This window comes from Pseudomonas sp. C2.3V, from assembly GCF_058536325.1.
Genome location: NZ_JBZUBN010000001.1, coordinates 2,532,363 through 2,555,273 on the forward strand (window position 1 = coordinate 2,532,363; position 22,911 = coordinate 2,555,273).

The 22,911-nt window shown below is 56.0% G+C and carries 18 protein-coding genes and 1 other RNA gene; 3 read left to right on the top strand and 16 right to left on the bottom strand.

What is annotated here, in order from left to right; translation table 11 throughout:
* Window positions 1–8 precede the first annotated feature (8 nt).
* From recR to smc, 14 genes are all read right to left on the bottom strand, one after another.
* Window positions 9–608 (bottom strand): recombination mediator RecR, encoded by a 600-nt coding sequence (gene recR / locus AC4LF3_RS12005; RefSeq protein WP_491835373.1) that lies wholly within the window; start codon window positions 606–608, stop codon window positions 9–11.
* A gap of 113 nt (window positions 609–721) precedes the next feature.
* Window positions 722–1,048: a YbaB/EbfC family nucleoid-associated protein gene (locus AC4LF3_RS12010; RefSeq protein ID WP_010794802.1), complete on the bottom strand. Its 327-nt coding sequence runs from the start codon at window positions 1,046–1,048 to the stop codon at window positions 722–724.
* A 32-nt stretch (window positions 1,049–1,080) separates the two neighbouring features.
* Window positions 1,081–3,096 (bottom strand): DNA polymerase III subunit gamma/tau, encoded by a 2,016-nt coding sequence (gene dnaX, locus AC4LF3_RS12015; RefSeq protein WP_219653576.1) that lies wholly within the window; start codon window positions 3,094–3,096, stop codon window positions 1,081–1,083.
* A gap of 214 nt (window positions 3,097–3,310) precedes the next feature.
* Window positions 3,311–5,050 carry an IlvD/Edd family dehydratase gene (locus AC4LF3_RS12020; protein WP_074824048.1) on the bottom strand — a complete coding sequence of 580 codons (1,740 nt, stop codon included), beginning with the start codon at window positions 5,048–5,050 and terminating at the stop codon, window positions 3,311–3,313.
* A gap of 97 nt (window positions 5,051–5,147) precedes the next feature.
* Window positions 5,148–6,116, bottom strand: coding sequence for an L-arabinose ABC transporter permease AraH (araH, locus tag AC4LF3_RS12025; protein ID WP_010794805.1), 969 nt, complete (start codon window positions 6,114–6,116; stop codon window positions 5,148–5,150).
* A gap of 60 nt (window positions 6,117–6,176) precedes the next feature.
* Window positions 6,177–7,697 carry an L-arabinose ABC transporter ATP-binding protein AraG gene (araG, locus tag AC4LF3_RS12030; protein WP_491835374.1) on the bottom strand — a complete coding sequence of 507 codons (1,521 nt, stop codon included), beginning with the start codon at window positions 7,695–7,697 and terminating at the stop codon, window positions 6,177–6,179.
* Window positions 7,698–7,778: 81 nt separating this feature from the next.
* The gene (locus AC4LF3_RS12035) at window positions 7,779–8,792 is read right to left on the bottom strand and encodes a substrate-binding domain-containing protein (protein WP_019363843.1); all 1,014 of its coding nucleotides are present in this window, start codon (window positions 8,790–8,792) and stop codon (window positions 7,779–7,781) included.
* Window positions 8,793–8,981: 189 nt separating this feature from the next.
* The gene (locus AC4LF3_RS12040) at window positions 8,982–9,848 is read right to left on the bottom strand and encodes an SMP-30/gluconolactonase/LRE family protein (RefSeq protein ID WP_019363842.1); all 867 of its coding nucleotides are present in this window, start codon (window positions 9,846–9,848) and stop codon (window positions 8,982–8,984) included.
* A gap of 39 nt (window positions 9,849–9,887) precedes the next feature.
* Window positions 9,888–10,583, bottom strand: a complete 696-nt coding sequence (locus AC4LF3_RS12045; RefSeq protein WP_010794810.1) for a FadR/GntR family transcriptional regulator — start codon at window positions 10,581–10,583, stop codon at window positions 9,888–9,890.
* 212 nt (window positions 10,584–10,795) lie between these two features.
* Window positions 10,796–10,987, bottom strand: a complete 192-nt coding sequence (locus AC4LF3_RS12050) for a hypothetical protein (protein WP_010794811.1) — start codon at window positions 10,985–10,987, stop codon at window positions 10,796–10,798.
* 342 nt (window positions 10,988–11,329) lie between these two features.
* Window positions 11,330–11,426: signal recognition particle sRNA small type (ffs, locus tag AC4LF3_RS12055), an RNA gene on the bottom strand.
* A 135-nt stretch (window positions 11,427–11,561) separates the two neighbouring features.
* The gene (gene ligA, locus AC4LF3_RS12060; protein WP_491835375.1) at window positions 11,562–13,949 is read right to left on the bottom strand and encodes an NAD-dependent DNA ligase LigA; all 2,388 of its coding nucleotides are present in this window, start codon (window positions 13,947–13,949) and stop codon (window positions 11,562–11,564) included.
* A 100-nt stretch (window positions 13,950–14,049) separates the two neighbouring features.
* Entirely contained in the window at window positions 14,050–14,916 is an 867-nt protein-coding gene (zipA, locus tag AC4LF3_RS12065) for a cell division protein ZipA (RefSeq protein ID WP_239382829.1), read from the bottom strand.
* Between the two features lie 128 nt (window positions 14,917–15,044).
* A complete protein-coding gene (gene smc / locus AC4LF3_RS12070; protein WP_491835376.1) occupies window positions 15,045–18,533 on the bottom strand; it encodes a chromosome segregation protein SMC in 3,489 nt (1,162 codons plus the stop codon).
* Between the two features lie 83 nt (window positions 18,534–18,616).
* Here smc and AC4LF3_RS12075 point away from each other — a divergent pair, with 83 nt between their 5' ends.
* Window positions 18,617–19,453: an ion transporter gene (locus tag AC4LF3_RS12075; RefSeq protein ID WP_010794815.1), complete on the top strand. Its 837-nt coding sequence runs from the start codon at window positions 18,617–18,619 to the stop codon at window positions 19,451–19,453.
* 53 nt (window positions 19,454–19,506) lie between these two features.
* Window positions 19,507–20,502, top strand: a complete 996-nt coding sequence (locus tag AC4LF3_RS12080; protein WP_491835377.1) for a sulfate ABC transporter substrate-binding protein — start codon at window positions 19,507–19,509, stop codon at window positions 20,500–20,502.
* A gap of 57 nt (window positions 20,503–20,559) precedes the next feature.
* On the opposite strand, the gene nfuA is transcribed toward AC4LF3_RS12080, so the two are convergent.
* Window positions 20,560–21,144: a Fe-S biogenesis protein NfuA gene (gene nfuA, locus AC4LF3_RS12085; protein ID WP_010794817.1), complete on the bottom strand. Its 585-nt coding sequence runs from the start codon at window positions 21,142–21,144 to the stop codon at window positions 20,560–20,562.
* Between the two features lie 219 nt (window positions 21,145–21,363).
* Here nfuA and AC4LF3_RS12090 point away from each other — a divergent pair, with 219 nt between their 5' ends.
* Window positions 21,364–21,903, top strand: coding sequence for a ferritin-like domain-containing protein (locus tag AC4LF3_RS12090; protein ID WP_019363835.1), 540 nt, complete (start codon window positions 21,364–21,366; stop codon window positions 21,901–21,903).
* 54 nt (window positions 21,904–21,957) lie between these two features.
* On the opposite strand, the gene AC4LF3_RS12095 is transcribed toward AC4LF3_RS12090, so the two are convergent.
* Complete coding sequence (locus AC4LF3_RS12095) at window positions 21,958–22,911, bottom strand: GGDEF domain-containing protein (RefSeq protein ID WP_491835378.1); 954 nt, start codon at window positions 22,909–22,911, stop codon at window positions 21,958–21,960.

Consider the following 22,911-nt stretch of genomic DNA (forward strand, 5'->3'; position numbering starts at 1 on the left):
ACCGCCGATCAAAGCGTGATCGGCTTACGGCCTGCAAAGGCATGCGTAAGGGTGCCGTTGTCTACCAGATCAAGTTCACCACCCAGGGGGACACCATGGGCAATCCGGGAAATAGTTAAACCGCGCGGTTTCAATAGCTGCGCAATGTAATGGGACGTCGCCTCGCCTTCCACTGTCGGGTTGGTTGCAATAATGACTTCCTGGAAGGCACCTTGCTCGATACGCTCCATCAGCTCTGGAATGCCGATCGCCTCCGGGCCGAGACCATCCAGAGGAGACAGGTGCCCTTTCAGCACGAAATAACGCCCACGAAAGCCCGTCTGGTCAACGGCAAAGACGTCCATCGGTGACTCAACCACGCAAAGCAGTTGATCATCCCGATCCGGATCTGCGCACTGAGGGCACAGTTCGTTTTCCGTCAGGGTACGACAATGCTTGCAATGCCCTACTCCCTCCATGGCTGCCTGCAAGGCACTCGACAAGCGCAGGCCCCCGCTCCGGTCACGCTCAAGCATCTGCACGGCCATACGCTGGGCTGATTTCTGGCCCACCCCAGGCAAAATGCGTAGCGCGTCGATCAACTGTCGAATGAGAGGACTAAAACTCATGAAGAAATCTCGAATGGAGATAGATAAAAGTATAGACAGGCTAACGTCTGTTAACGTGCCTGGATCGCCGCCAGCCAGAACGGCCAACGGCGTGACCATAAGCCTCTAGATGCTTAGAAAGGCATCTTGAATCCAGGCGGCAGCTGCATGCCTGCAGTCATACCAGACATCTTTTCCTGGCTGTTCTGCTCGATCTTGCGAACGGCATCGTTCACCGCAGCCGCAATGAGGTCTTCCAGAATCTCCTTATCTTCCTGCATCAGGCTGTCATCCAGGGACACACGCTTGACGTCGTGGCGACCTGTCATGACGACGCTGACCAGCCCGGCGCCGGATTGACCGGTCACTTCGGCATTTGCCAGCTCTTCCTGCATCTTCTGCATTTTTTCCTGCATTTGCTGAGCCTGCTTCATCAGGCCGGCCATGCCACCTTTTAACATGTCTGTTTACCTCGTCTGGTTTGAGAACCCGGTCAGTCCTTGGAATTGACCGGCTCGATAGTGTCCGCGCGGACTACAGCCGCGAACTGTTCCATCATTTGCTGGATCAGCGGATCATTCTGTATGGACGCCTCAGCTTCCCGCTGACGCTCCGCACGTTTGCGAGCGGCAGCCTGTGCTGGCGTCTCCTGCTCGGGCGTCTGGAGGGTGATATCCAGCTTGATCGTACGCCCTTGGTATTGATTCAAGGCATCATTCAAACGGCGATGCTGGTTCGTGTTGAATAATGCGCTCTGATTTGGATCCAGATGAAGGTGCCATGCATCATTTTCAACCGACACCAGCGTACAGTTTGCCGCAATGCTTGCAGTCATGCCTCCTAAGCCTAGCTTAGGTAGCAATTCGATCCACTCGGCGGCAAGTCCGGTTGCAGGTTTGGCTGCCGGTACGGGCTCTGGGGCCGTCGCCGGCGCCTCGGCCAGTACGCCTTCGGTCAGCTCGTCCAAATAGCCGTAATCGGACTCGGCATTGTAATAATCATCGGCAGGCGGTGGCTCGTCGTCTGCCAAGCCTTCATTGTCCTGCTCGTCAACGACCCGCTCAATGACAGTGGCCTCCAACGTTTCGGTTGCCATCGGAACCACATGGGTTGGCTCTACCGGCGTTTTGATGGCCGTTGTAGGTTCATCCCAGGGTAGATCGACAGGCTCGCTTGTCTGAGAGGCCTCTGGCTCTTTCGCAACAGGCGATGCAGAAGCCGTTACCGGTTCCGGCCGAGGCTCGGACTTAACCGGAGCGGGACTGGGTTTCGCCACGGGCGCTGGGCGAGTGACTGGCGCAACAGGCAACTGAGCCGGCGTGGATGGTGCAGACGGAGCGGCCACCGGTTCTGGCTTGGAGTCAGTCGTGGCCTGACTGGCTCCCAACGTCTTTAACGCAGCCTTGGGTGTACTGCCGCCGCCCTCAGCCGGTCGGAAGGCCAGCATCCTCAGCAATACCATTTCAAAGCCGCCACGAGGATCAGGCGCCAACGGCAGATCCCGACGCCCAATCAACCCCATCTGGTAATAATATTGCACATCTTCGGCGGGTAGCGCCTGAGCCAAGGCCAAAACCTGCTCACGATCACCCTGACCGTTATCCACAGCCTCAGGCAACGCCTGGGCAATCGCTACACGGTGCAAAACATTCAGCATCTCGCCCAGCACACCTGCCCAATCAGGACCTTGCTCGGCAAGATGACGTACGGCCTCGAGCAGTGCGCGGGCATCACCTTCCAGCAGGGCTTGCAATACACCATATACCTGCCCTTGATCCAACGTACCCAACATGGCGCGTACATCGGCAGCCAGAACATGCCCTTCGCCAAAGGCAATCGCCTGATCGGTCAGGCTCATCGCATCGCGCATCGAGCCATCGGCAGCACGCCCCAGCAACCATAGGGCATCCTGTTCGAAAGGAATCTGCTCAGCGGTCAACACGTGGGTCAGGTGCTCAACCACACGCTCAGGCGGCATGTTCTTCAGCGAAAACTGCAGGCAGCGCGACAGAATGGTAACGGGGAGCTTTTGCGGATCGGTCGTTGCCAGCAGGAATTTAACGTGAGGCGGCGGCTCTTCCAATGTTTTCAACAGTGCGTTGAAACTATGGGTCGAGAGCATGTGGACTTCGTCGATGAGGTAAACCTTGTAACGACCACGCGTAGGGGCGTACTGCACGTTATCCAGTAGCTCCCGGGTATCCTCTACCTTAGTGCGGCTGGCAGCATCCACTTCGATCAGATCGACGAAACGACCTTCATCGATTTCCCGGCAGACCGAACACTCCCCGCAGGGGGTCGAGCTGATGCCGGTCTCGCAATTCAGGCACTTCGCCAGAATACGCGCAATGGTGGTTTTACCCACCCCACGCGTGCCGGTAAAGAGATAAGCGTGATGAAGGCGCTGGTTATCCAGGGCATTGATCAGGGCTTTAAGCACATGGGTCTGTCCGACCATTTCACGGAAAGAGCGCGGACGCCATTTGCGAGCGAGAACCTGATAACTCATCGATACCTGACACGGCGAAGAAAAAGAAGTCGGCTAATGCTAGCGAAGCAAGGGGTAAATTGCATCCAAAAGCCTATGACTCGCCTCATATTCCTATATCGAGTCATGTACGGGACACCCTTTAGCCAGACTCAAGAGATGGGGTCTAGGCCAGAGAAATCAAGGCATTCAGAAGATAACCCAGCCTGAAATGGCCGGGCTACCTTAAAGAAGATCAGTGCGAGTGCCTCGGCACCTCGGAGCCACGGCAGCCGACGAGGAAGTCGAAATCACAGCCCTCATCGGCCTGCAGCACGTGGTCCACGTACAGCTTGCGATAACCGCCACCGAGCAGGTTGGCGTTCGGGTCCTGCCAGTCCGCCAAGCGGGCCTGCAGCTCTTCATCGCTGATATCCAGGTGCAGACGGCCGTTCTCGCAGTCCAGCTCGATCATGTCACCGTCACGCACAACCGCCAGCGGACCACCTGCCGAAGCCTCAGGCGCTACGTGCAGCACCACCGTCCCATAGGCCGTCCCGCTCATGCGCGCATCGGAAATACGCACCATGTCGGTAATGCCCTTGGCCAGCAGCTTGGGTGGCAGACCCATGTTGCCCACCTCAGCCATGCCCGGATATCCCTTCGGTCCGCAGTTCTTGAGCACCATGACGCAGGTCTCGTCAATATCCAGGTCCGGGTCGAGCACACGCTCCTTGTAATGCTCCAGATTCTCGAACACCACCGCACGGCCCCGGTGCTGCATCAGCTCTGGCGTGGCAGCAGAGGGTTTGAGCACTGCGCCCTTGGGTGCCAGGTTGCCCCGTAACACGCAGATGCCGCCGTCCTTGCGGATGGGATTGTCCAGCGTACGAATAACCTCATCCTTGCCATAGATAGGTGCCTCGGCGCAGTTCTGCCAGATCGATTGGCCATTGGCAGTCAGGGCATCAGGGTGCGGCAGCAGGTTTGCCTCGCCCATCCGGCGAATCACGGCAGGCAGGCCACCGGAGTAGTAAAACTCTTCCATCAGGAAGCGACCGGATGGCTGCAGGTCGACAATGGTGGGCGTACCGCGACCGACCCGCGTCCAGTCGTCCAGCTCAAGGTCTACTCCCATACGCCCGGCGATGGCCTTAAGGTGAATCACGGCATTGGTCGAACCGCCGATGGCAGCATTGACGCGGATGGCATTCTCGAAGGCTTCCTTGGTCAGAATCTTCGACAGGCGAAGGTCCTCATGCACCATGTCCACGATGCGCATGCCAGAGAGGTGCGCTAGAACATAGCGACGCGAATCCACGGCCGGAATCGCAGCGTTGTGCGGGAGCGAGGTGCCCAGGGCTTCAGCCATGCAGGCCATGGTGGAGGCAGTACCCATGGTGTTACAGGTACCGGCCGAACGGGACATGCCGGCTTCAGCAGAGAGGAACTCGTTCAGGTCGATCAGTCCACCCTTATAGGCCTCGTGCATCTGCCAGACGATGGTACCGGCACCGATGTCGCGACCGTGGTGCTTGCCGTTAAGCATCGGCCCGCCGGTTACCACGATGGCGGGTACGTCGCAGCTGGCAGCGCCCATCAATAGCGCAGGGGTGGTCTTGTCGCAGCCGGTCAGCAGCACCACAGCATCGACCGGGTTGCCGCGGATGGCTTCCTCCACGTCCATGCTGGCCAGGTTGCGGGTCAGCATGGCGGTGGGGCGCAGGTTGGACTCGCCATTGGAGAAGACGGGAAACTCGACGGGAAAACCGCCGGCTTCGTAGACGCCGCGCTTGACGTGCTCGGCAATCTTGCGGAAGTGGGCGTTGCAGGGGGTAAGTTCGGACCAGGTGTTGCAGATCCCGATGATGGGTTTGCCCTGGAACTCATGGTCCGGGATGCCCTGGTTCTTCATCCAGCTGCGATACATGAAGCCGTTCTTGTCGGCATTGCCAAACCACTGGGCCGAGCGCAGGGTGGTCTTTTTTGTGGACATGGTGGATGTCTCTTATCTATGGGATAGGCCGGGTCACAGGCAAAAGCGGCCTCATCGGCACGTGTCAGCACGCGTGCCGTGAGGTCTCCATTAGGTATCAGCGCTGCTTGAAGCGGTCGATTACAACGGCCAGCAGCAGAATCGTTCCACGGATGACGTATTGGTAGAACGTGTCGATATTTTTGAGGTTCATGGCGTTCTCGATCACTGCCAGGATCAGCACGCCAGCAATGACGTGACGAATCATGCCGATACCACCGGCCAGCGACACCCCTCCCAACACACATGCCGAGATCACGGTCAGCTCGAACCCCTGCCCTATCATCGGCTGGCCGGAGGTCATACGCGAAGCCAGAACCACGCCCGCTAACGCACCGATCACACCCTGCATAGCAAAGATGATGATCTTGGTACGATCAACGTGTACACCCGCCAGCAAGGCGGCTTCTTCGTTACCACCGATAGCCAGCGTGTTGCGTCCAAACGTGGTGTAGTTGAGCAGCCAGCCAAAGAACAGGATGCATACCAGTGTGATCAAAATCGGCACCGGAACACCAAACATCTGACCATTACCAAAGATAAAGAACTTTTCTTCCATTACGCCTACGGCCTTGCCGTTGGAAAAGATGTAACCCAGACCGCGTACAATCTGCATGGTCGCCAAGGTTGTGATCAAGGCATTGATCTTGAGTTTGGCAATGACCAGCCCATTGATGAGTCCTACGCATAACCCCATTGCCAGTGCAGCGGTTACCCCTAGCGCCACGCTATTGAATTCGCGCATTACTACCGCTGCGACGACGCCCGCACAGGCAATGACCGAGCCTACAGACAGGTCAAAATGCCCAGATGCCAGACAGAACAACATGGTGCAGGCGACGATCCCCGTTGTGGAGATTGCCAGCCCCAGTCCTCGCATGTTGAGCGGCGAAAGAAAGTTATCGATAAACAAGGTACAGAGAACAAAGATCGCCAGGGCCGCCAGCATCATCGCCCAGTCATCAATAAAACGGCGAGTATCAAAGCTACGGCGCGGTGCCGCCAAGGCGTTGTTTTGCGTGGACATGGAACACCTCAATTGTTTTTGTATTTCGAAGCCTTCAAGGCAACGCAGGCTTGTTACATATCAGGCGCGCGTACGGGGCAATGCGAGCTCCAGCAAACGCTCTTCGGTCGCCTCGGCACGTGCCAGCTCACCCGTTACAGCACCTTCACTCATGACCATGATGCGGTCCGCAACCCCCATGACTTCCATGAGATCGCTCGACACCACAATCACTGCAATGCCTTTGGCCGCCAGCGAGTGAATGATCTGGTAAATTTCGGATTTCGCACCGATATCGATGCCGCGTGTAGGTTCGTCCAGCAGCAACACCTTCATGGGCATGGACAGCCAGCGCCCCAGGATGGCCTTCTGCTGGTTACCGCCCGAAAGGTTCTTGATCTTTTGGTAAGGCGTAGGTGTTTTTACATTCAATGCGCGGATCTGCTTTTTAGCGTTTTCCTTTTCCCAGCGGCTTTGAAGCAGGCAGCTCCAGGTTGCATGCCGCGGACGTGCGCTGATATTGATGTTTTCGGCCACGCTGCCCAGCGGAACGATGCCTTCTTTCTTGCGATCCTCGGGACAGAGCAGGATGCCAGCAGCGATGGCATCACGTGGGTTGCGAAGCGTCAGCGCCTCGCCCTTGAGCTTGAGCACGCCCGCACTGTGCCGTTCAAGACCTGATAGCAGGCGGAGCAACTCGGTACGCCCTGCTCCAACCAGCCCGAAGAGCCCAAGGATTTCACCCTGGCAAACCTCAAAGCTGACTGGCTGCTGCAGACCACGCCCCATCAGGCCGGATACGTTCAAACAACCTTCGCCCTTTTCACGGGGACGATAGTCATAGATATCGTCCAGACTACGTCCTACCATGCAGGTGATCAGCTGATCCGGCGTGGTTTCACTCATGCGCTCGAATGTGCGCACATGACGTCCATCCTTGAAGATCGTGACGGCATCGCAGATATGGAAGACTTCTTCCATTCGGTGCGAAACATAAAGAATGACTTTTCCCTCATCGCGCAAACGCGCAATGATTGCCATCAGCCGCTCGGTTTCACGGGCAGACAGGCTGCTGGTGGGCTCATCGAATGCAATTACATGGGCGCCACGAGACAAGGACTTGGCAATTTCCACCAACTGCCGTTGCCCCAGGGACAGACGCCCGACGCGCGTATTCGGATCGATTTCCTCCGCTAGGCCTTTCAGCAATTGCAGAGCCTGTTGACGAAGACGCCCACGGTTAACAATGCCGTAGCGGGCCGGCAAGTGACCTAGAAACAGGTTCTCAGCCACAGTCATTTCCGGAACGAGTTGAAGCTCCTGGTGAATCACGGCTACGCCATTACGGATACTGTCCGCCGTGTTCTTGAAGACCATGTCACGATCACCAATGCGTAGATGACCGCTACTGGGCTGGTAATAGCCACCCAGAATCTTGAGCAATGTTGACTTGCCTGCACCGTTTTCTCCCATCAGGGCATGTACGGAGCCGGGGCGAGCCGTGAAGTTGATGTCGGACAGCGCCTTGACGCCAGGAAACGTCTTACCAATGCCCTGGAACGCAAGGCTTTCGCCCTGCACCGACTGCTGTAATGCTTCCATATCACCTCCTAAAGCGACGCCATAGAGGCGTCGCAAGGTTGCAAGGAGTCCGTCAGGCGGACCGGATAATGCAGGAGACGGTTATTTCCAGAGCCCGATCTTTTCGAGTTCCTGTTGGAAGTTTTCGCGTGTGATCAGCGTAACCTTGTCCATGGCGGTGTACTTGGGCGGCTCTTTGCCGGTAGTCACCCATTCGTACATCATGGTGGCGGTCTGGTAGCCCTCTTCGTGTGGGCTGGGAAGCATCGAGCCGAAAAAGCCGCTGTTGGGCTTTTTCAACTCACCGATAGCATCTGTACCGTTGATGCCGATTCCGATCACGTTTTCAGCACTGAAACCGGCACTTTCAGTCGCCCTCACACCACCCAGCACTGTGTTGTCATTCATACCACCTACGATCAGGTGCTTGGCGCTGCCCGGTAGCTTGACGAGTGCGGAGCTGGTGGCATCCATGCTGCCGGGGACATCCAGCGTCTTTTGCGGCGCATAAATGATGTGGTCCTCTGGCAGACCGGCGTCACGCAACGCCTTTACAGAGCCGTCGGTACGCTGCTTTCCGGTATCTAGCTCATTGAAGGTGTTGATGACCGCGTAGGTTTCATCCCACTTCCAGTTGCGCTTCTTGGCTTCAGCGGCCATTGCCTCGCCCTGTTGACGCCCTACATCAAAAGCGGCCATGCCCAGGTAAGGCACGTCTTCCATGAACTTTCCGTCGGAGCCGACAAAGCGATCATCCACGGCCATGACTTTCAAGCCATTGATCTTGGACTTGGCCACGATGGCTGGGCCGAGGGAAACATCAGGCGGACAAATGACAAAGCCTTTAGCACCGTTAGCCGCCAGGCTATCGATAGCGGAAAGCGTTTTTTCACCATCAGGTACAGCAATCTTGAGGAGGGTAAAGCCTTTATCTTTCGCAGCTTTTTCTGCAAAAGCCCACTCGGTCTGAAACCAAGGTTCTTCAGGCTGCTTGACGAGAAAGCCGATCTTCACATCTTCGGCATGGGCGACCGAAGCCGCAGATAACGAAAGGCCCAGCGCACCAGCTGCCAAGGCAGATTTCACCAGGGAAGAAATCCCACGGCCACGAAACATAGCTACCTCCTTATTTTTATTGAATAGCTAGCGTGTACTGCATCAAATTGTGCTGACACCTGACTGACGTAATAAGACAGGCCAGGCGAAACAGTCATATCATAATATGATTGGACTCGATCGGCTGCAACTTCTCCTTGAGCAATCGAAAAAAGAGAAGCGCTGGATCACAAATCGAGTTGCTTAACGTCAACCCATGAAGCGATGGCACGGCATCCCGGCCACATCCACACGCGCACAAAGCACAGAACCATCTAGAGGCTGATCACCTGCCGCACTCGTGACATAGAGCGTCTTGAGGTCGTGTCCGCCAAACACACAACTGGTGGGCCGGGACACAGGTAGCTCTATAATCGTGTCGACACAACCGTCTGGAGCAAATCGAATCAGACAGTGGCCGTCCCAGCGCGCATTCCAGACATATCCCTGCGAATCCATGGCAGACCCATCTGGATGACCACGCTCATGGGCCTGCGCCCAAACTGTTCTTTCGCCAAGCCCCTTGGCACCAATAGTATGACGGTAAATCACGCTTTCCAGCGTATCGGCGGTGTAAACGCAATCCCCCTCTGTACTCCAGAGTAGCGTGTTGGCAATGCCGATATCGCTGGCCAGACGAGTGACCTTCGCATCAGGACCGATATGAAATAATCCACCCGAACGACGGGTGATCGGCAGGTCTTCGCCCTGCTCACCTATATTGTTCTGCATGCTGCCCAACCACAGATTCCCTGCCGCGTCGCAGCGCGCCTCATTGGCGCGGTTCCCCTCAATAGGATCCGGTACGCAGAACAGTGAAAGTGAAGGTGCATGCGGTGGTGATTCCAGGTCCAGGCGGTGAACACCACTGACCATGGTCAGCAACGCATCTCCGCGTATCGTGGGAATAAAGGCCGAAACAGGCTCGGTCACCTGCCATTCAGAGTAATGCCCCCCCTCCAGTCGACAGGCTTTCTTACCTACGATATCCACCCAGTACAACGCCTGGGTGGGCTCATCCCAAAAAGGACCTTCCGCTAATTTAAATCGATGGGATATAACCGGTTGCCACTCCATAAAGCATCCTTATTTGTAGTTATGAATGCACAGCTCACGCTAACTACTAGCCTGAGCATATTTAGAAATCGTGACAGCAGCCTTGTCGATCAACGTCATGCATGCCCAAACGCCCCGAGAGGAATCTCGCGCAGCAATGGCATCCGCCAGCTCCTTGTGCAAGGGCAGCGTTCGTTGCAACTCTGAAGGATCGACAGACGAAATCTGAAAGGAAACGGCAAGCAAGGCGCCTAGCGCGGGCACCATTTGCTCGATGAACTGGTTGTGACTGGCCGCCAGGACGCACTCATGGAAGTGCTGGTCGGCACTGTTGTAATCTCCACCTGAAAGCGAAGCTTCCAACGCTGTATAGGCTGCCTGGACGCGCCTGATCTGCTCAGGTGTTGCACGCTCGCAAGCCCAGCGCACAGCCACTGGCTCAATAGCACGCCGTAAATCAAGCAGATCCTTGACGAAATTCTCGGGCAAGCCGCCACGACTCAACCATGCCACCACCTGGGGATCGAAGAGATTCCACCGATTTAAGGGTAATACACGGCTTCCCACCTTGGGGCCCACCTCGATCATGCCCTTGGCGACCAGTGTCTTGATGGCCTCCCGCACGACCGTTCGACTGACACCCAACTCCTCACCAAGATCCGCCTCGACTTTCAGCGCATCCCCAGGCTTGAATTGCCCGGAAGCGATCAAGCTACCCAGTTTATCTACGGCTGATGCGTGAAAATTATTCGACATTCAGACCTCGCCCTCGCCCGCTCTGACCTACAAGCATCTTAACGACTGTTGAAGGCCGTTGCTCGATCAGCGCAAAGACGTATTGTTATTGATAGAAAGCGCTCTAATCATCATATGATTAGACGAGGCAACTGAAAAGAAAAATAAGGAGGGCGGTTATTGCGCACAGCTGTGCAGCTGCCAATCAGCCGCACAGATGCTAGAGAAAACTATCAGACGTTAAGACGGAACCACACCCCGCCCCATTGCTCTGCTTCGCATTTAGCTTCCTGCTCGTTGTTGAACTCCGAAATGATTCCTCCATGTGCATAAACCACAGCCCATGCCTCCTGCACAGTTTTCTGAATGATAGATACGAATGAAACAGGCTCTTCTGGGGATACTGATGTCTGGATGCTTTCCATTTTTTTGCTCATCCTTTGAATTTTATTATTGCAGCCCTTTCCTCATCCTTTTGTAGAAAGGACTACTGGATGCACGCTGAACAATATTCTTTGACAAGCAGGTCAGAACAACACATACAGACAAGCGCTGCAGTACAACTAGGACCTACGTCACGCTGTAGAAATGAAATACGTTAATTAATTCAATCTTAAGCGTGAAAAATTGTGACAGACAGATGAGCGGTAGCAAAGTGCCTTCATGGCAAAAGACTATTGCTAAACACGAGAATATCTGCCCGCAAAAGCAGCAAATTCGAGAAGTTGATTAGAGAGTCAAGCTGAACGCTTTAAGAATGGAGGTGGCCCCACCAGCCACACCCCGGCACACGATGTCACCGCTACGGCTGCTTCCTTCCGGACCTGACCGGGTTCACGGCTGATCGTTGCGGGGGGACCGGCAGGACCACCATAACGAACGTCACCAACAGGTGAGGCGCATCATTCTACTCACTTGAGCAGAAGTTACAAGCTTTTCAGTCATTTAGCAGATAATTAATAAGATGGCGCCTTCTGGATGGAGGGCGCCGTCTTATTTTCAGCTCACCTCGAAGCTGGCCAGACGATCAAGCAGAGCCTGCTCATCCAGTACCGTAACACCTAGCTCGGTTGCCTTGGTCAGCTTTGATCCAGCGCCCGGACCTGCTACGACACATGTGGTTTTGGCAGATACCGATCCGGAAACCTTAGCGCCAAGCGCCTCGAGCTTTTCCTTGGCTACATCTCGACTCATCGCCTCTAGCGTTCCTGTCAGCACCCACGTCTGACCTGCTAGCGGCAACCCTTCCACTTGTGTCCTTTCGCTTTCCCAATGCATGCCAAATTCGCGCAGCTGTGCCTCGATCATTCGCGCGCGCTCTGCATGTTCAGCCTGACTGAAGAAATCGCGCACGGCATTCTTGGCTCTTTCGTTCAAGCCCTTCATGGCGCCCAGGTCCAGCCAGTCGGCAGTAATCAACGCTTCCAGCGTCTTGAAGTGACCGGCGAGGTTTTTAGCGCCGGTTGCCGCTACATAGGAAATACCCAGCTTCTCGATGAAATCGGCAAACGTGGCGTAGCCAGCGAACTCAGGATGAAGCTCACCCTCCTCCTGAACCTGCACGCCATTACGCAACAAATCACCAATGACATTCTGGTTGTGCTCTTCCTCGAAGAAGTTATGGATCTCGTACGCGACCTCATAACCAATATCGGGTAAGTAGATCAGCACTTCCGGCAAGGCCCGCTGAATACGCTCCAGACTCCCGAACGTACGTGCCAGTAGCTTGGCAGTTTCCTCGCCGACATCGGGGATGCCCAAGGCAAAAATGAAACGTGCCAGCACAGGCGTTCGGCTGTTCGCGATAGCGCTGAGCAGGTTTCTGGTCGAGATTTCCGCAAACCCCTCCAGCTGGATGACATGTTCAAAGGTCAACGCATACAGATCAGCCGGTGACTTGACCATACCCCGGTCTACCAGCTGCTCGATAATCTTGTCGCCCAGCCCATCGATTTCCATCGCACGGCGTGACGCAAAATGAATGATGGACTGCTTGAGCTGCGCCTGACAGACCAGGCGACCTACGCAGCGATAGACAGCGCCCACGCTGACCGACTCTCGTCCCTTGCCTCGCTTGACCAGCTGTGTCCGCTCCACTTCCGAGCCACAGACGGGACAATGGGTCGGCACCGCCACAGGCCGAGCATCTGCCGGCCGACGCTCAAGCACCACCTGCATGACCTGAGGAATAACATCGCCTGCACGGCGGATGATGACGGTATCGCCAATCATCACGCCCAGCCTTTCGACCTCATCCATATTGTGCAGGGTTGCATTGGTGACCGTAACACCGCCCACTTGAACCGGCTTGAGACGAGCAACAGGCGTGATGGCGCCCGTACGGCCCACCTGAAACTCGACGTTGGTAAGCTCCGTCAGCTCCTCATGGGCTGGAAACTTGTGGGCAATTGCCCAGCGCGGCTCCCTGGCCCGAAAGCCCAGCTCCTTCTGCCAGTCGATACGGTTAACCTTGAAGACGACGCCATCGATTTCATAAGCGAGCCCATCACGTCGCTCGCCAATATCATGGTAGTAATCACGGCACGCCTGAGCACCTTGGGCCAGCTTCAGCTCCTTGCTGATTGGAATGCCCCACTTGCGAACCGACTGCAAGATCTCGTATTGAGTATTTGGCAGCGTTCCGCCCTCTACCCGCCCGTAGCCGTAACAGCAGAATTCGAGCGGGCGCTTGGCAGTAATACTGGAGTCGAGCTGGCGCAAACTGCCTGCGGCGGCATTACGTGGGTTCGCAAAGGTCTTCCCACCAGCTTCCATGGCGCGCTCATTCAAAGCTTCGAAACCGGCCTTGGACATAAAGACTTCGCCCCGCACCTCGAGCACCTCCGGCCAACCACTGCCTTGAAGCTTGAGCGGGACGTTGCGGATAGTACGCACGTTGGCGGTGATGTCCTCGCCTGTCGTGCCGTCACCACGGGTCGCTCCGCGAACAAGCACGCCCCGCTCATACAGCAGGCTTACCGCCAGGCCGTCGAGCTTGGGCTCACAGGTGTATTCAATTTCTGCCGCCTGACTGAAAAGATCATTACCGTTATGACTGTCAAGCTCCTCAGCCAGCCCGTCCCGTACGCGGCGATCGAATTCGAGCAAATCCTTTTCTTCAAAGGCATTCCCCAAACTTAGCATGGGGACTTCATGGCGAATCGTCCCGAAAGCCGACAGGGCGGAGCCACTCACCCGCTGCGTGGGAGAGTCAGGCGTAATCAGCTCAGGGTGCTCGGCCTCAAGCGCCTTGAGCTCACGAAATAGCCGATCGTATTCGGCATCCGGAACACTGGGTTCATCTAGAACATAGTAACGGTAATTATGCGCATCGATTTCGCTGCGCAAAGAAGCGATCCGCTCGGCGGCATCTTGGGCTTGGGTCATGCTGTTCTCTCTCTAGCACCAAGGCTGGACGTCATGTCCAGCAACAGGCAGAAACAAAAAGAGCAGCATAAGCTGCTCTTTAATCGACTCTGAAATCGGCTCAGCGTTTCTGAGTCAGGCTCTTGCGTTCGAAGTCGATGATACGCTGGCGGTAGTGCTCGATGGTCTGTGCCGTCATGACGCTACGCTGCTCATCCTTCAATTCGCCGTTAAGCTCGGAGGCCAGCTTGCGAGCGGCTGCCACCATCACTTCAAATGCCTGCTTGGGATGCCGTGGGCCAGGCAGACCTAAAAAGAAACTTACAGCCGGCGTGCGGAAGCTATCGATGTTGTCCAGATCAAACGTACCTGGCCGTACGGCATTGGCCATGGAGAAAAGCACTTCGCCGTTGCCGGACATACTCTCGTGACGATGGAAGATATCCATGTCACCAAAGCGCAGACCACTTTCCAGAATATTCTGCAACAGAGCCGGACCGCGAAAGCCGTTCTCATCACGTGAAATCACGTTGATGACCAACACCTCTTCTACGGGCGGCAGCTCCTTGCGCTCTTTGCGCGGCTCTTCCATCGCAGACAGGTCCGGCTCGGCATCGACGATGTCCTTGCGGGCCTTGCCTTTGCTACGAGCCGGTGCCTCATCGTCATCCGCCAGGGCACTGAACTGGGGCTCGGCGCCACCCAGCTCCAGCTCTTCCGCAACAGGCTCTTCGCGGCGCTTGCGAGCAACACGACTTGGGCGAGGCGCTTCTTCCTCGCTATCAAAAGACGGCTCCTTATGTTCGACCACACGAGACGGCCCTAGTAGTTCTGAACTACCGCCCTCATCGGACTGGCCGGAGAGATTGTTGTCCAGGCGAAACTTGAGTTTCCCTTTCCCGCTCATCCGTCGCCAGCCATCGAAAAGTATGCCGGCGATTACGATAATGCCGATGATGATCAGCCATTCGCGCAGACCGATATCCATGTAAGACGCATACCTCTGTCAAAAATCAACTTCGCGCTCGCCATTTGCCCATGCATAGCAAAATGCCAAACGCCCAAAAACGGGCATAAACTAGCACGCCCGCCACCAACTTTACACCGTCTGTCGTATCAAGCTTCAGCCAAAGCAACAGCTTCTTCGACATCGACGGCCACCAAACGCGAACAGCCCGGTTCGTGCATCGTCACGCCCATCAGCTGATCGGCCATTTCCATGGCGATCTTGTTGTGTGTGATATAGATGAACTGCACTTTTTCGGACATTTCCTTCACCAACCGCGCGTAGCGGCCAACGTTGGCATCGTCCAGAGGCGCATCCACTTCGTCAAGCATGCAGAATGGCGCTGGATTGAGCTGAAAAATCGCAAAAACCAACGCGATTGCCGTCAATGCCTTCTCACCGCCCGACAAAAGATGAATCGTGCTGTTCTTCTTGCCCGGCGGACGCGCCATGATCGCAACCCCGGTATCGAGTAAATCTTCTCCCGTAAGTTCCAGATAGGCGTGTCCGCCGCCAAAAACTTTTGGAAACAAGGCTTGAAGGCCATTATTGATCTGATCGAATGTTTCCTTGAAACGATTGCGCGTTTCACGGTCGATCTTGCGAATCACGTTTTCGAGCGTTTCCAAGGCCTCAACAAGATCATCGTTTTGCACATCCAGATAGCGCTTGCGCTCGGATTGCTGCTGATACTCCTCGATGGCTGCCAAGTTAATGGCACCCAGGCGTTGAATACGCGCATTCAGCGCCTCCAGCTGAGACTCCCATGCCGATTCGGTGGCATCCTCAGGCAAGGTAGCCACTACGGTCTGCAGGTCATACCCCTCTTCATGCAGCTGCTCCTGAAGGGTTTTACGGCGCACGGACAGCCCCTGCCACTCAAGCCGCTGCTGCTCCACCTGACTGCGCACCACCTGCGCTTGCTGCTCGGCCTGGGTACGGCGGAGCTCGGACTCACGCAGCTCACGATCCGCCTCCTCCAGAGCCATGCGCGCGCCTCGCAGCTCCTCATCGACGCTCATACGGCGCTCAAGCAATTCTTCGAGTTTCAACCTGAGCTCCTCAATCGGTGCAGAGCCCTCTTCCAGGTTGAGACTAAGCTGCTCACGTCGCTCGTCGAGCCGAGCCGCCTGCAGCAGCAGACGCTCCAGCGCCTGCTGTGTAGAGTCATGCTGGGCTCTGAGCGACCCCATCCTTACAGCCAGCTGATGAGCCTGCTCCTTATGCTGCCTCGCCTCCTGACGAGCCCGATCCAGCCGCTCGCGTAGCGTCTCGCGCTGAGCGATCAACAGGTCGCGACGCTCGGTATCGGCAGCCATGGCATCCAATGCATCCTGAAGGCTCAGTCGTGCCTCACCAATCTGCTCGGTCTCGATAGCGCGTTGCTCTGCCATTTCAACCCGCTCGTCTTCAAGCCGCTTTCGGCGCAGTCCAAGCTGCTCGGCCTTGGCCTGCCGTGCCGACAGCTGAGCCCTGACTTCACCCTGGCGGCGGCTCTCCTCCTGAGATCGACGGCGGACCGTTTCGCGGTTGCGCTCTAGTTCTGCCAACTGCTCCTGCGCCTGCTCAAACGCCTTCTGCCCTTCACTCAGCCGGTGTTCCAGCTGAGTACGCTCAGCGTGTAAACGCTCAAGCTCCTGGCCGCGCGCCAGCACACCGCTTTCCGCCTCGCTGGAGCGCTGTATTCGCAAAAAGTGACGGGATACCCAATACCCGTCTCGACTGACAAGGCTCTGCCCGTCAGCAAGCCTCTGCCGCTGCGCCAGTGCGTCCTCAAGGGTCTCCACTGGAAATACATTGCCCAGCCAGGGCGACAGATCATGTGGGGCTTCGACTTTATCCAATAAGCTCCCTGGCGTTGCAGGCGCTACATGCCCAGGTGTTACCAGGCGCAGCTCGCCCTGCTCGAATGCAGCCAGGTCGAGACCGGATAGATCATCCAAGCAAACCGCCTGCAAATCAGCGCCCAACACCGTTTCAACGGCTCTCTCCCAGCCTGACTCAACCCGAACACCCTCGGCCAAGCGGCTACGCTCATGCAGATCATGCAGGCGCATCCAGTCATCCGCCCCTTTTCCAGGATCGAGCGCAGCCTGCTGCAAGGCCTCCAGGGAGACAATACGTCCCTCCAGACGCTGTAATTCACCTTGCGTTGCGGCCTGCTGGGCGGTCACGACCTGTAGCTGCTCTCGACCGATAGCCAGCTGTTCGGTGACCTCTATTTCTCCTTGGGCGAGGTCCTCGAGAATCAACTCGATTCCAGCGAGCTCTTCGCTGAGCTCGAGCAACGCCGCGTCTTCAGGGTCCGCTGCCAGTTGCGTCAGCTCATCACGCAGTCGTCGCTCGCGCTCCATGAGCCGTTCCAGGCTTTGCTCCAAGTGACGAATACGGGACTGCTGAACATCAGCCTCACGCTGAGGCGCTGCACTGTGCTGGTTGAAGCTGTCCCATTGCTGCTGCCACGCTTGCATGGCCTGCTCGGACGCCTCCAGCGCCAGGGCAGATTCTTCAGCAGAAGCTGCGCTCATTTCCTGCTCGGGCTCCAGCATGGCCAGCTCTTCGGCCAAGGTAGCAAGAAGCACCTGGTCATTACCCAGATGTGCGGCGGTTTCTTCCCGAGAGCGCTCGGCTTCACGCAGATCATCCTGCAGCTGACGCAAGCGCTGCTGGCCGTGCTGAATGCTCTGCTCGACCCGCGCAATGTCTCCACCAACCGAATAGAAGCGCCCCTGCACCTGATTGAACCGCTCGGACAAATCATGATGGCTGTCTCGCAGTCGCTCAATGCTTGCATCAGCGCTGCGCTGCTCAGCAACCAACGCTTCGAGCGCTACCTCCTGGTTGCCAATGACGCGCTCACGCTGCTGCACTAGCTCATCCAGATCGCGCCAACGAAGTGCTCCCAGCTGAGCACGGAGGTGGCGCTCTTCCGCCTTGTACTCCTGATATTTCTCGGCAGCCTGCGCCTGTCGGTGTAACCGTTCGAGTTGCCGTTCAAGCTCTTCACGAAGGTCCGTCAGGCGCGCAAGGTTTTCCTGGGTACGGCGAATACGGCTTTCAGTTTCACGACGGCGCTCCTTGTACTTGGAGATCCCCGCCGCTTCTTCGATGTAATTGCGCAAATCCTCTGGACGAGCCTCGATCAGCTTGGAAATCATCCCCTGCTCGATGATCGAATAACTGCGCGGGCCAAGCCCTGTGCCCAAAAAGATATCAGTGATGTCGCGACGACGGCATTTGGTACCATTGAGAAAATAGGTATTCTGCCCGTCCCGAGTTACCCGTCGGCGAATGGAAATTTCCGCATAGCTGGCATACTCACCGACTAGCGAGTTATCCGAATTATCAAAAATCAGCTCGATTGAAGCCTGAGTAACCGGTTTGCGACTGTTCGAGCCGTTGAAGATGACATCGGTCATCGACTCGCCGCGCAAGTTCTTTGCCGAGCTTTCGCCCATGACCCAGCGTACGGCATCGATGATATTCGATTTACCGCATCCGTTCGGCCCTACGACTGCCGACATATTGCTGGGGAAATTAACGGTTGTCGGGTCTACAAATGATTTGAAGCCCGCCAACTTGATGGATTTTAGCCGCATGCGCCCTTCCTTCGCGTGCCTTCATTACCGGCATGGCGAGAAGACACAAGGGTGCGATTTTAACATTAGAAGGAGTCCATGCCATGGCCGACGCTCAGCGCCTGCGCCGACGTCTGGAGATCATCATCTTTCATTCCAACACCGCTCCGGGACGTTGGTTCGATGAAGCCCTCCTGTTTACCATCCTAGCCAGCCTGGTGGTGGTCATGCTTGATAGCGTGGCGGAGATCCATGCTAAATATGACGAAATATTGTCCCTGTGTGAATGGGCGTTTACCGTCCTGTTCACCATCGAATACCTGCTAAGGCTATACAGCGCACGAAAACCTGCGAAGTATGCCTTCAGCTTTTTCGGCATCGTGGACTTGCTGGCGATACTGCCCAGCTTTATTGCGCTCTTTGTGCCTAGTGCTCAATACCTGCTGGTGATCCGTATCCTGCGCCTGCTCAGGATATTCAGGATTCTAAAGCTGCGTCAGTACCTGAATCAGGCCAACTTTCTGGTGACGGCATTAAGAGGTAGTCGGCAAAAGATCATTGTCTTCCTGCTCAGTGTTCTGACGATGGTGACGCTATTCGGCTCACTGATGTACGTAGTGGAAGGACCGGAAAATGGCTACACCAGCATTCCCAAAAGTATCTATTGGGCAATCGTGACGCTGACAACGGTAGGATTTGGCGACATGGTCCCGCAAACTGCTCTAGGTCAAGCCATCGCCAGCATCGTCATGATCAGTGGCTACTCGATCATTGCAGTACCCACCGGTATCTTTACCGCTGAGCTATCCAATGCCATTCGAGGCGAGAACAGTATCCACAAACCGTGCGGGGCGTGTGGCAAGGAACTCCACGAAGCACAGGCCTCGTTTTGTAGCCGCTGTGGAAACTCGCTTTATAAACGAACGGTAATACCGGAATAATGTGGCCTTTCCAGAGCGGGACGCTCTAATAACAACCGATAAGAGACATCATCATGAGAAAACAACTCTTCGCTCCGCTACTGGCGGCCGGCCTGCTCCTGGGAGGTGCTGCGAATGCAGCGCCCCTGCTGAACGTTTCCTACGATGTGATGCGAGACTTCTACAAGGAATACAACCCGGCTTTCCAAAAGCACTGGAAAGAGGCCCATGACCAGAATATAACCATACAGATGTCTCATGGCGGCTCCAGCAAACAGGCCCGCGCCGTCATTGATGGCTTACCTGCGGATGTCATCACCATGAACCAGGCCACCGACATTAACGCCCTGGCCGACAATGGCGGGCTGATCCCCAAGAACTGGGCCGAGCGTCTACCGAATAACAGCGCCCCATTCACCTCCGCTACCGTCTTTATCGTTCGCAAAGGCAACCCAAAGGGCATCAAAGACTGGCCTGACCTGGTCAGGGACGGTACGGAAGTCATCATTCCAAATCCCAAGGTCACAGGTAACGGACGTTACTCCTACCTTTCCGCCTGGGGATACGTTTTGAAAACCGGAGGCGACGAGGCCAAGGCCAAAGCCTTTGTGGGCGAGCTGTTCAAGCATGTTCCGGTTCTGGATACAGGCGGTCGCGCTGCTACCACAACCTTCATGCAAAATCAGATTGGCGATGTGCTGCTGACCTTTGAAAACGAGGCCGAAATGATTGCGCGCGAATTTGGTCGCGGTAACTTCGAGGTGATCTACCCCAGCGTATCGGCTGAAGCCGAGCCACCCGTCACGGTGGTCGACAAGGTCGTTGACAAGAAGGGCTCACGCGAAGTGGCTGAGGGATATCTCAAGTATCTCTGGTCGGAAGAAGGTCAACGTATCGCAGCCGACAACTATCTGCGCCCACGCAATGCAGAGATTCTGGCGCAGTATCAGGACCGCTTCCCGAAAGTGGACTTCTTCTCAGTCGAGCAATTGTTTGGTGACTGGCGGACCGTACAGAAAACGCACTTTGCCGATGGCGGCGTCTTCGACCAGATCTATACCCCGCACTAACTAACAGGCGGCATAAAAAAGGCGGCTCATAGCCGCCTTTTCTTTTCGCAAACCCTATCAGTAATAGGCATTTTCGCGATTGCTATGATCGGTTACATCACGAACGCCTTTCAGGTCCGGGATACGCTCGATCAAGGTACGCTCGACGCCATCCTTGAGCGTCAGGTCAACCTGACCGCAGCCCTGGCAGCCGCCTCCAAAACGCAACACGGCAACCCCGTCTTCTACCACCTCAACCAGACTCACCATACCGCCGTGGCTGGCCAGACCGGGATTGATTTCAGTCTGCAGGTAATAATTGATGCGCTCGCTGATCGGGCTGTCTTCGCTGATCATCGGCACCTTGGCGTTGGGCGCCTTGATGGTCAACTGACCACCCATGCGATCCTGTGCATAGTCGACGATGGCATCTTCCAGGAAGGGCTCGCTGATCGCATCGATCCAGGCGGTAAAGTCCTTCAGACCAAACGACGTATCTTCCGGCTTCTGCTCGCCCGGCTTGCAGTAGGCAATACAGGTCTCGGCGTACTGGGTTCCCGGCTGCGTGATAAAAATGCGAATGCCGATACCGGGAGTGTTTTGCTTTTCAAGCAGGCCAGCCAGGTAATCCTGGGCGGCTTCAGTAATGGTGATAGCGCTCATTTCTACTCCTCGCTTACCTGGGCGCAGTGTACGCCAGAGCGGCCTACGGTTAAAGACTTACTAGTTTAGTAGGATAAATGGCACCTGTGCTTGATTCTTTCAAGCCCGACCCGCCGATAAATCTTGGACAAAACTTTTACCAGACGCGGGAATCACATCTGGACAGGCCCCGACAGAGGGCCATCCCAGATGGACCGTGAAGCCTAAGAGGAATGCCCCATGCTGACCAACCAACCCTTTCTGACCGATATCGAAACCATTCGCCAACGAGCCCGCCAACACATTGAAGACGGCCCCATCACCGAGGGCTATAGCGCCGATCGCGAAACTGTTATCAAGCTCCTTAACGACTCACTTGCGACCGAGATCGTATGCACGCTGCGCTACAAGCGTCACTACTTCATGGCTACCGGTATCAAGGCTAGCGTTGCGGCTGCCGAATTTCAGGAGCATGCCGACCAGGAACAGGAGCACGCCGACCGCCTGGCCGAGCGTATCGTGCAGCTGGGCGGCGAGCCTGATTTCAACCCTGAGGGTCTGCTCACCCGCTCGCATGCCCAATATGCCGAAGGTCACGACCTGCGTGACATGATCAAGGAAGACCTGATTGCCGAGCGCATCGCCATCGATACCTATCGCGAGATCGTGCAGTACATCGGTGATAAGGATCCAACCACACGGCGCATCTTTGAAGACATCCTGGCCCAGGAAGAAGAACACGCCGATGACATGGCTGGCTTACTGCAAGGCCTGGATTGATCAGCACCGCACATCAAAAGCCCGCTTGAAACAGCGGGCTTTTTTATCGCTTACTCATACGCCCGAATAGACCGTAACCTGATTGCGGCCATTATGCTTGGACCGGTAAAGCGCCTGATCGGCACGCTCCAGCAACACCTCATGGCTCTCTACGGGCAGGCTCAGGTCGGCAATGCCCAGGCTGATCGTAAAGGTAATCTGCTTACCTTCGTGCTCCACCTTCAGTTGCTCAGCCTGCTGGCGCAAGCGTTCTGCAAATATCTGGGCGCCACTGGATGGCGTATCCGGCATCAGAATGACGAACTCCTCACCGCCATAGCGCCCCGCCCTGTCGGTTGCCCGAATATGGCCGTTAATCAGGTTAGCCAGAGCCTGGATGACCTTGTCGCCTCCCGGATGACCGTAGGTGTCGTTGATTTTCTTGAAATGATCGATATCAAGAATCACCAGCCCGACATTGCAGCGGTAGCGCAAATGACGCGCGAATTCATGCTTCAGGCATTCATCCCAGAAGCCACGATTGAACAGCCCGGTCAGCCGGTCGGTTCGTGACAACTGCTCCAGCTGACCATTGACCGACTGCAGCTGACGCGTGTTGGTCGCAACCCGTGTCACATCATAGATAATGATACCGATGTAACCCACTCCGCCTCGCGTGTCACGCAGCGGCAGAATAGTGACATTCTGGTACATGTAATCTTCCAGCCCTGTAATAGGCTGATAGTTCTTGAACTTGATCAGATAAGGCCGCTGCTCCCAGATGGTGAACATCGGCGTGCCCAGCATGGCCACACCTTCGACCTTGTAACGGAACCAGTCCTCGTCCATTTCAGGGAAAAGCGAGAATAATGGCTTGCCCTGCGCATCACTCGGGACGATTCCCGAATGGTTTTCCATGAAGCTGTTCCAGACTTCCACTTCATACTTGCGATTGATCACCAGCACACCGACATCGATGTGCTGCACGATATCCAGCATCCAGTGAAGATCGTCGAGTTCGATCGCCAT

Bases quoted from the DNA above. Each gene is read 5' to 3' on its own strand.
- araH (WP_010794805.1), bottom strand. From the start codon at position 6,116: ATGTCCACGCAAAACAACGCCTTGGCGGCACCGCGCCGTAGCTTTGAT.
- AC4LF3_RS12050 (WP_010794811.1), bottom strand. From the start codon at position 10,987: ATGGAAAGCATCCAGACATCAGTATCCCCAGAAGAGCCTGTTTCATTC.
- nfuA (WP_010794817.1), bottom strand. From the start codon at position 21,144: ATGAGCGCTATCACCATTACTGAAGCCGCCCAGGATTACCTGGCTGGC.
- dnaX (WP_219653576.1), bottom strand. From the start codon at position 3,096: ATGAGTTATCAGGTTCTCGCTCGCAAATGGCGTCCGCGCTCTTTCCGT.
- ligA (WP_491835375.1), bottom strand. From the start codon at position 13,949: ATGACCCAAGCCCAAGATGCCGCCGAGCGGATCGCTTCTTTGCGCAGC.
- smc (WP_491835376.1), bottom strand. From the start codon at position 18,533: ATGCGGCTAAAATCCATCAAGTTGGCGGGCTTCAAATCATTTGTAGAC.
- AC4LF3_RS12075 (WP_010794815.1), top strand. From the start codon at position 18,617: ATGGCCGACGCTCAGCGCCTGCGCCGACGTCTGGAGATCATCATCTTT.
- AC4LF3_RS12035 (WP_019363843.1), bottom strand. From the start codon at position 8,792: ATGTTTCGTGGCCGTGGGATTTCTTCCCTGGTGAAATCTGCCTTGGCA.
- AC4LF3_RS12040 (WP_019363842.1), bottom strand. From the start codon at position 9,848: ATGGAGTGGCAACCGGTTATATCCCATCGATTTAAATTAGCGGAAGGT.
- araG (WP_491835374.1), bottom strand. From the start codon at position 7,697: ATGGAAGCATTACAGCAGTCGGTGCAGGGCGAAAGCCTTGCGTTCCAG.
- AC4LF3_RS12020 (WP_074824048.1), bottom strand. From the start codon at position 5,050: ATGTCCACAAAAAAGACCACCCTGCGCTCGGCCCAGTGGTTTGGCAAT.
- AC4LF3_RS12090 (WP_019363835.1), top strand. From the start codon at position 21,364: ATGCTGACCAACCAACCCTTTCTGACCGATATCGAAACCATTCGCCAA.
- AC4LF3_RS12045 (WP_010794810.1), bottom strand. From the start codon at position 10,583: ATGTCGAATAATTTTCACGCATCAGCCGTAGATAAACTGGGTAGCTTG.
- recR (WP_491835373.1), bottom strand. From the start codon at position 608: ATGAGTTTTAGTCCTCTCATTCGACAGTTGATCGACGCGCTACGCATT.
- AC4LF3_RS12080 (WP_491835377.1), top strand. From the start codon at position 19,507: ATGAGAAAACAACTCTTCGCTCCGCTACTGGCGGCCGGCCTGCTCCTG.
- AC4LF3_RS12010 (WP_010794802.1), bottom strand. From the start codon at position 1,048: ATGTTAAAAGGTGGCATGGCCGGCCTGATGAAGCAGGCTCAGCAAATG.
- AC4LF3_RS12095 (WP_491835378.1), bottom strand. From the start codon at position 22,911: ATGGCGATCGAACTCGACGATCTTCACTGGATGCTGGATATCGTGCAG.
- zipA (WP_239382829.1), bottom strand. From the start codon at position 14,916: ATGGATATCGGTCTGCGCGAATGGCTGATCATCATCGGCATTATCGTA.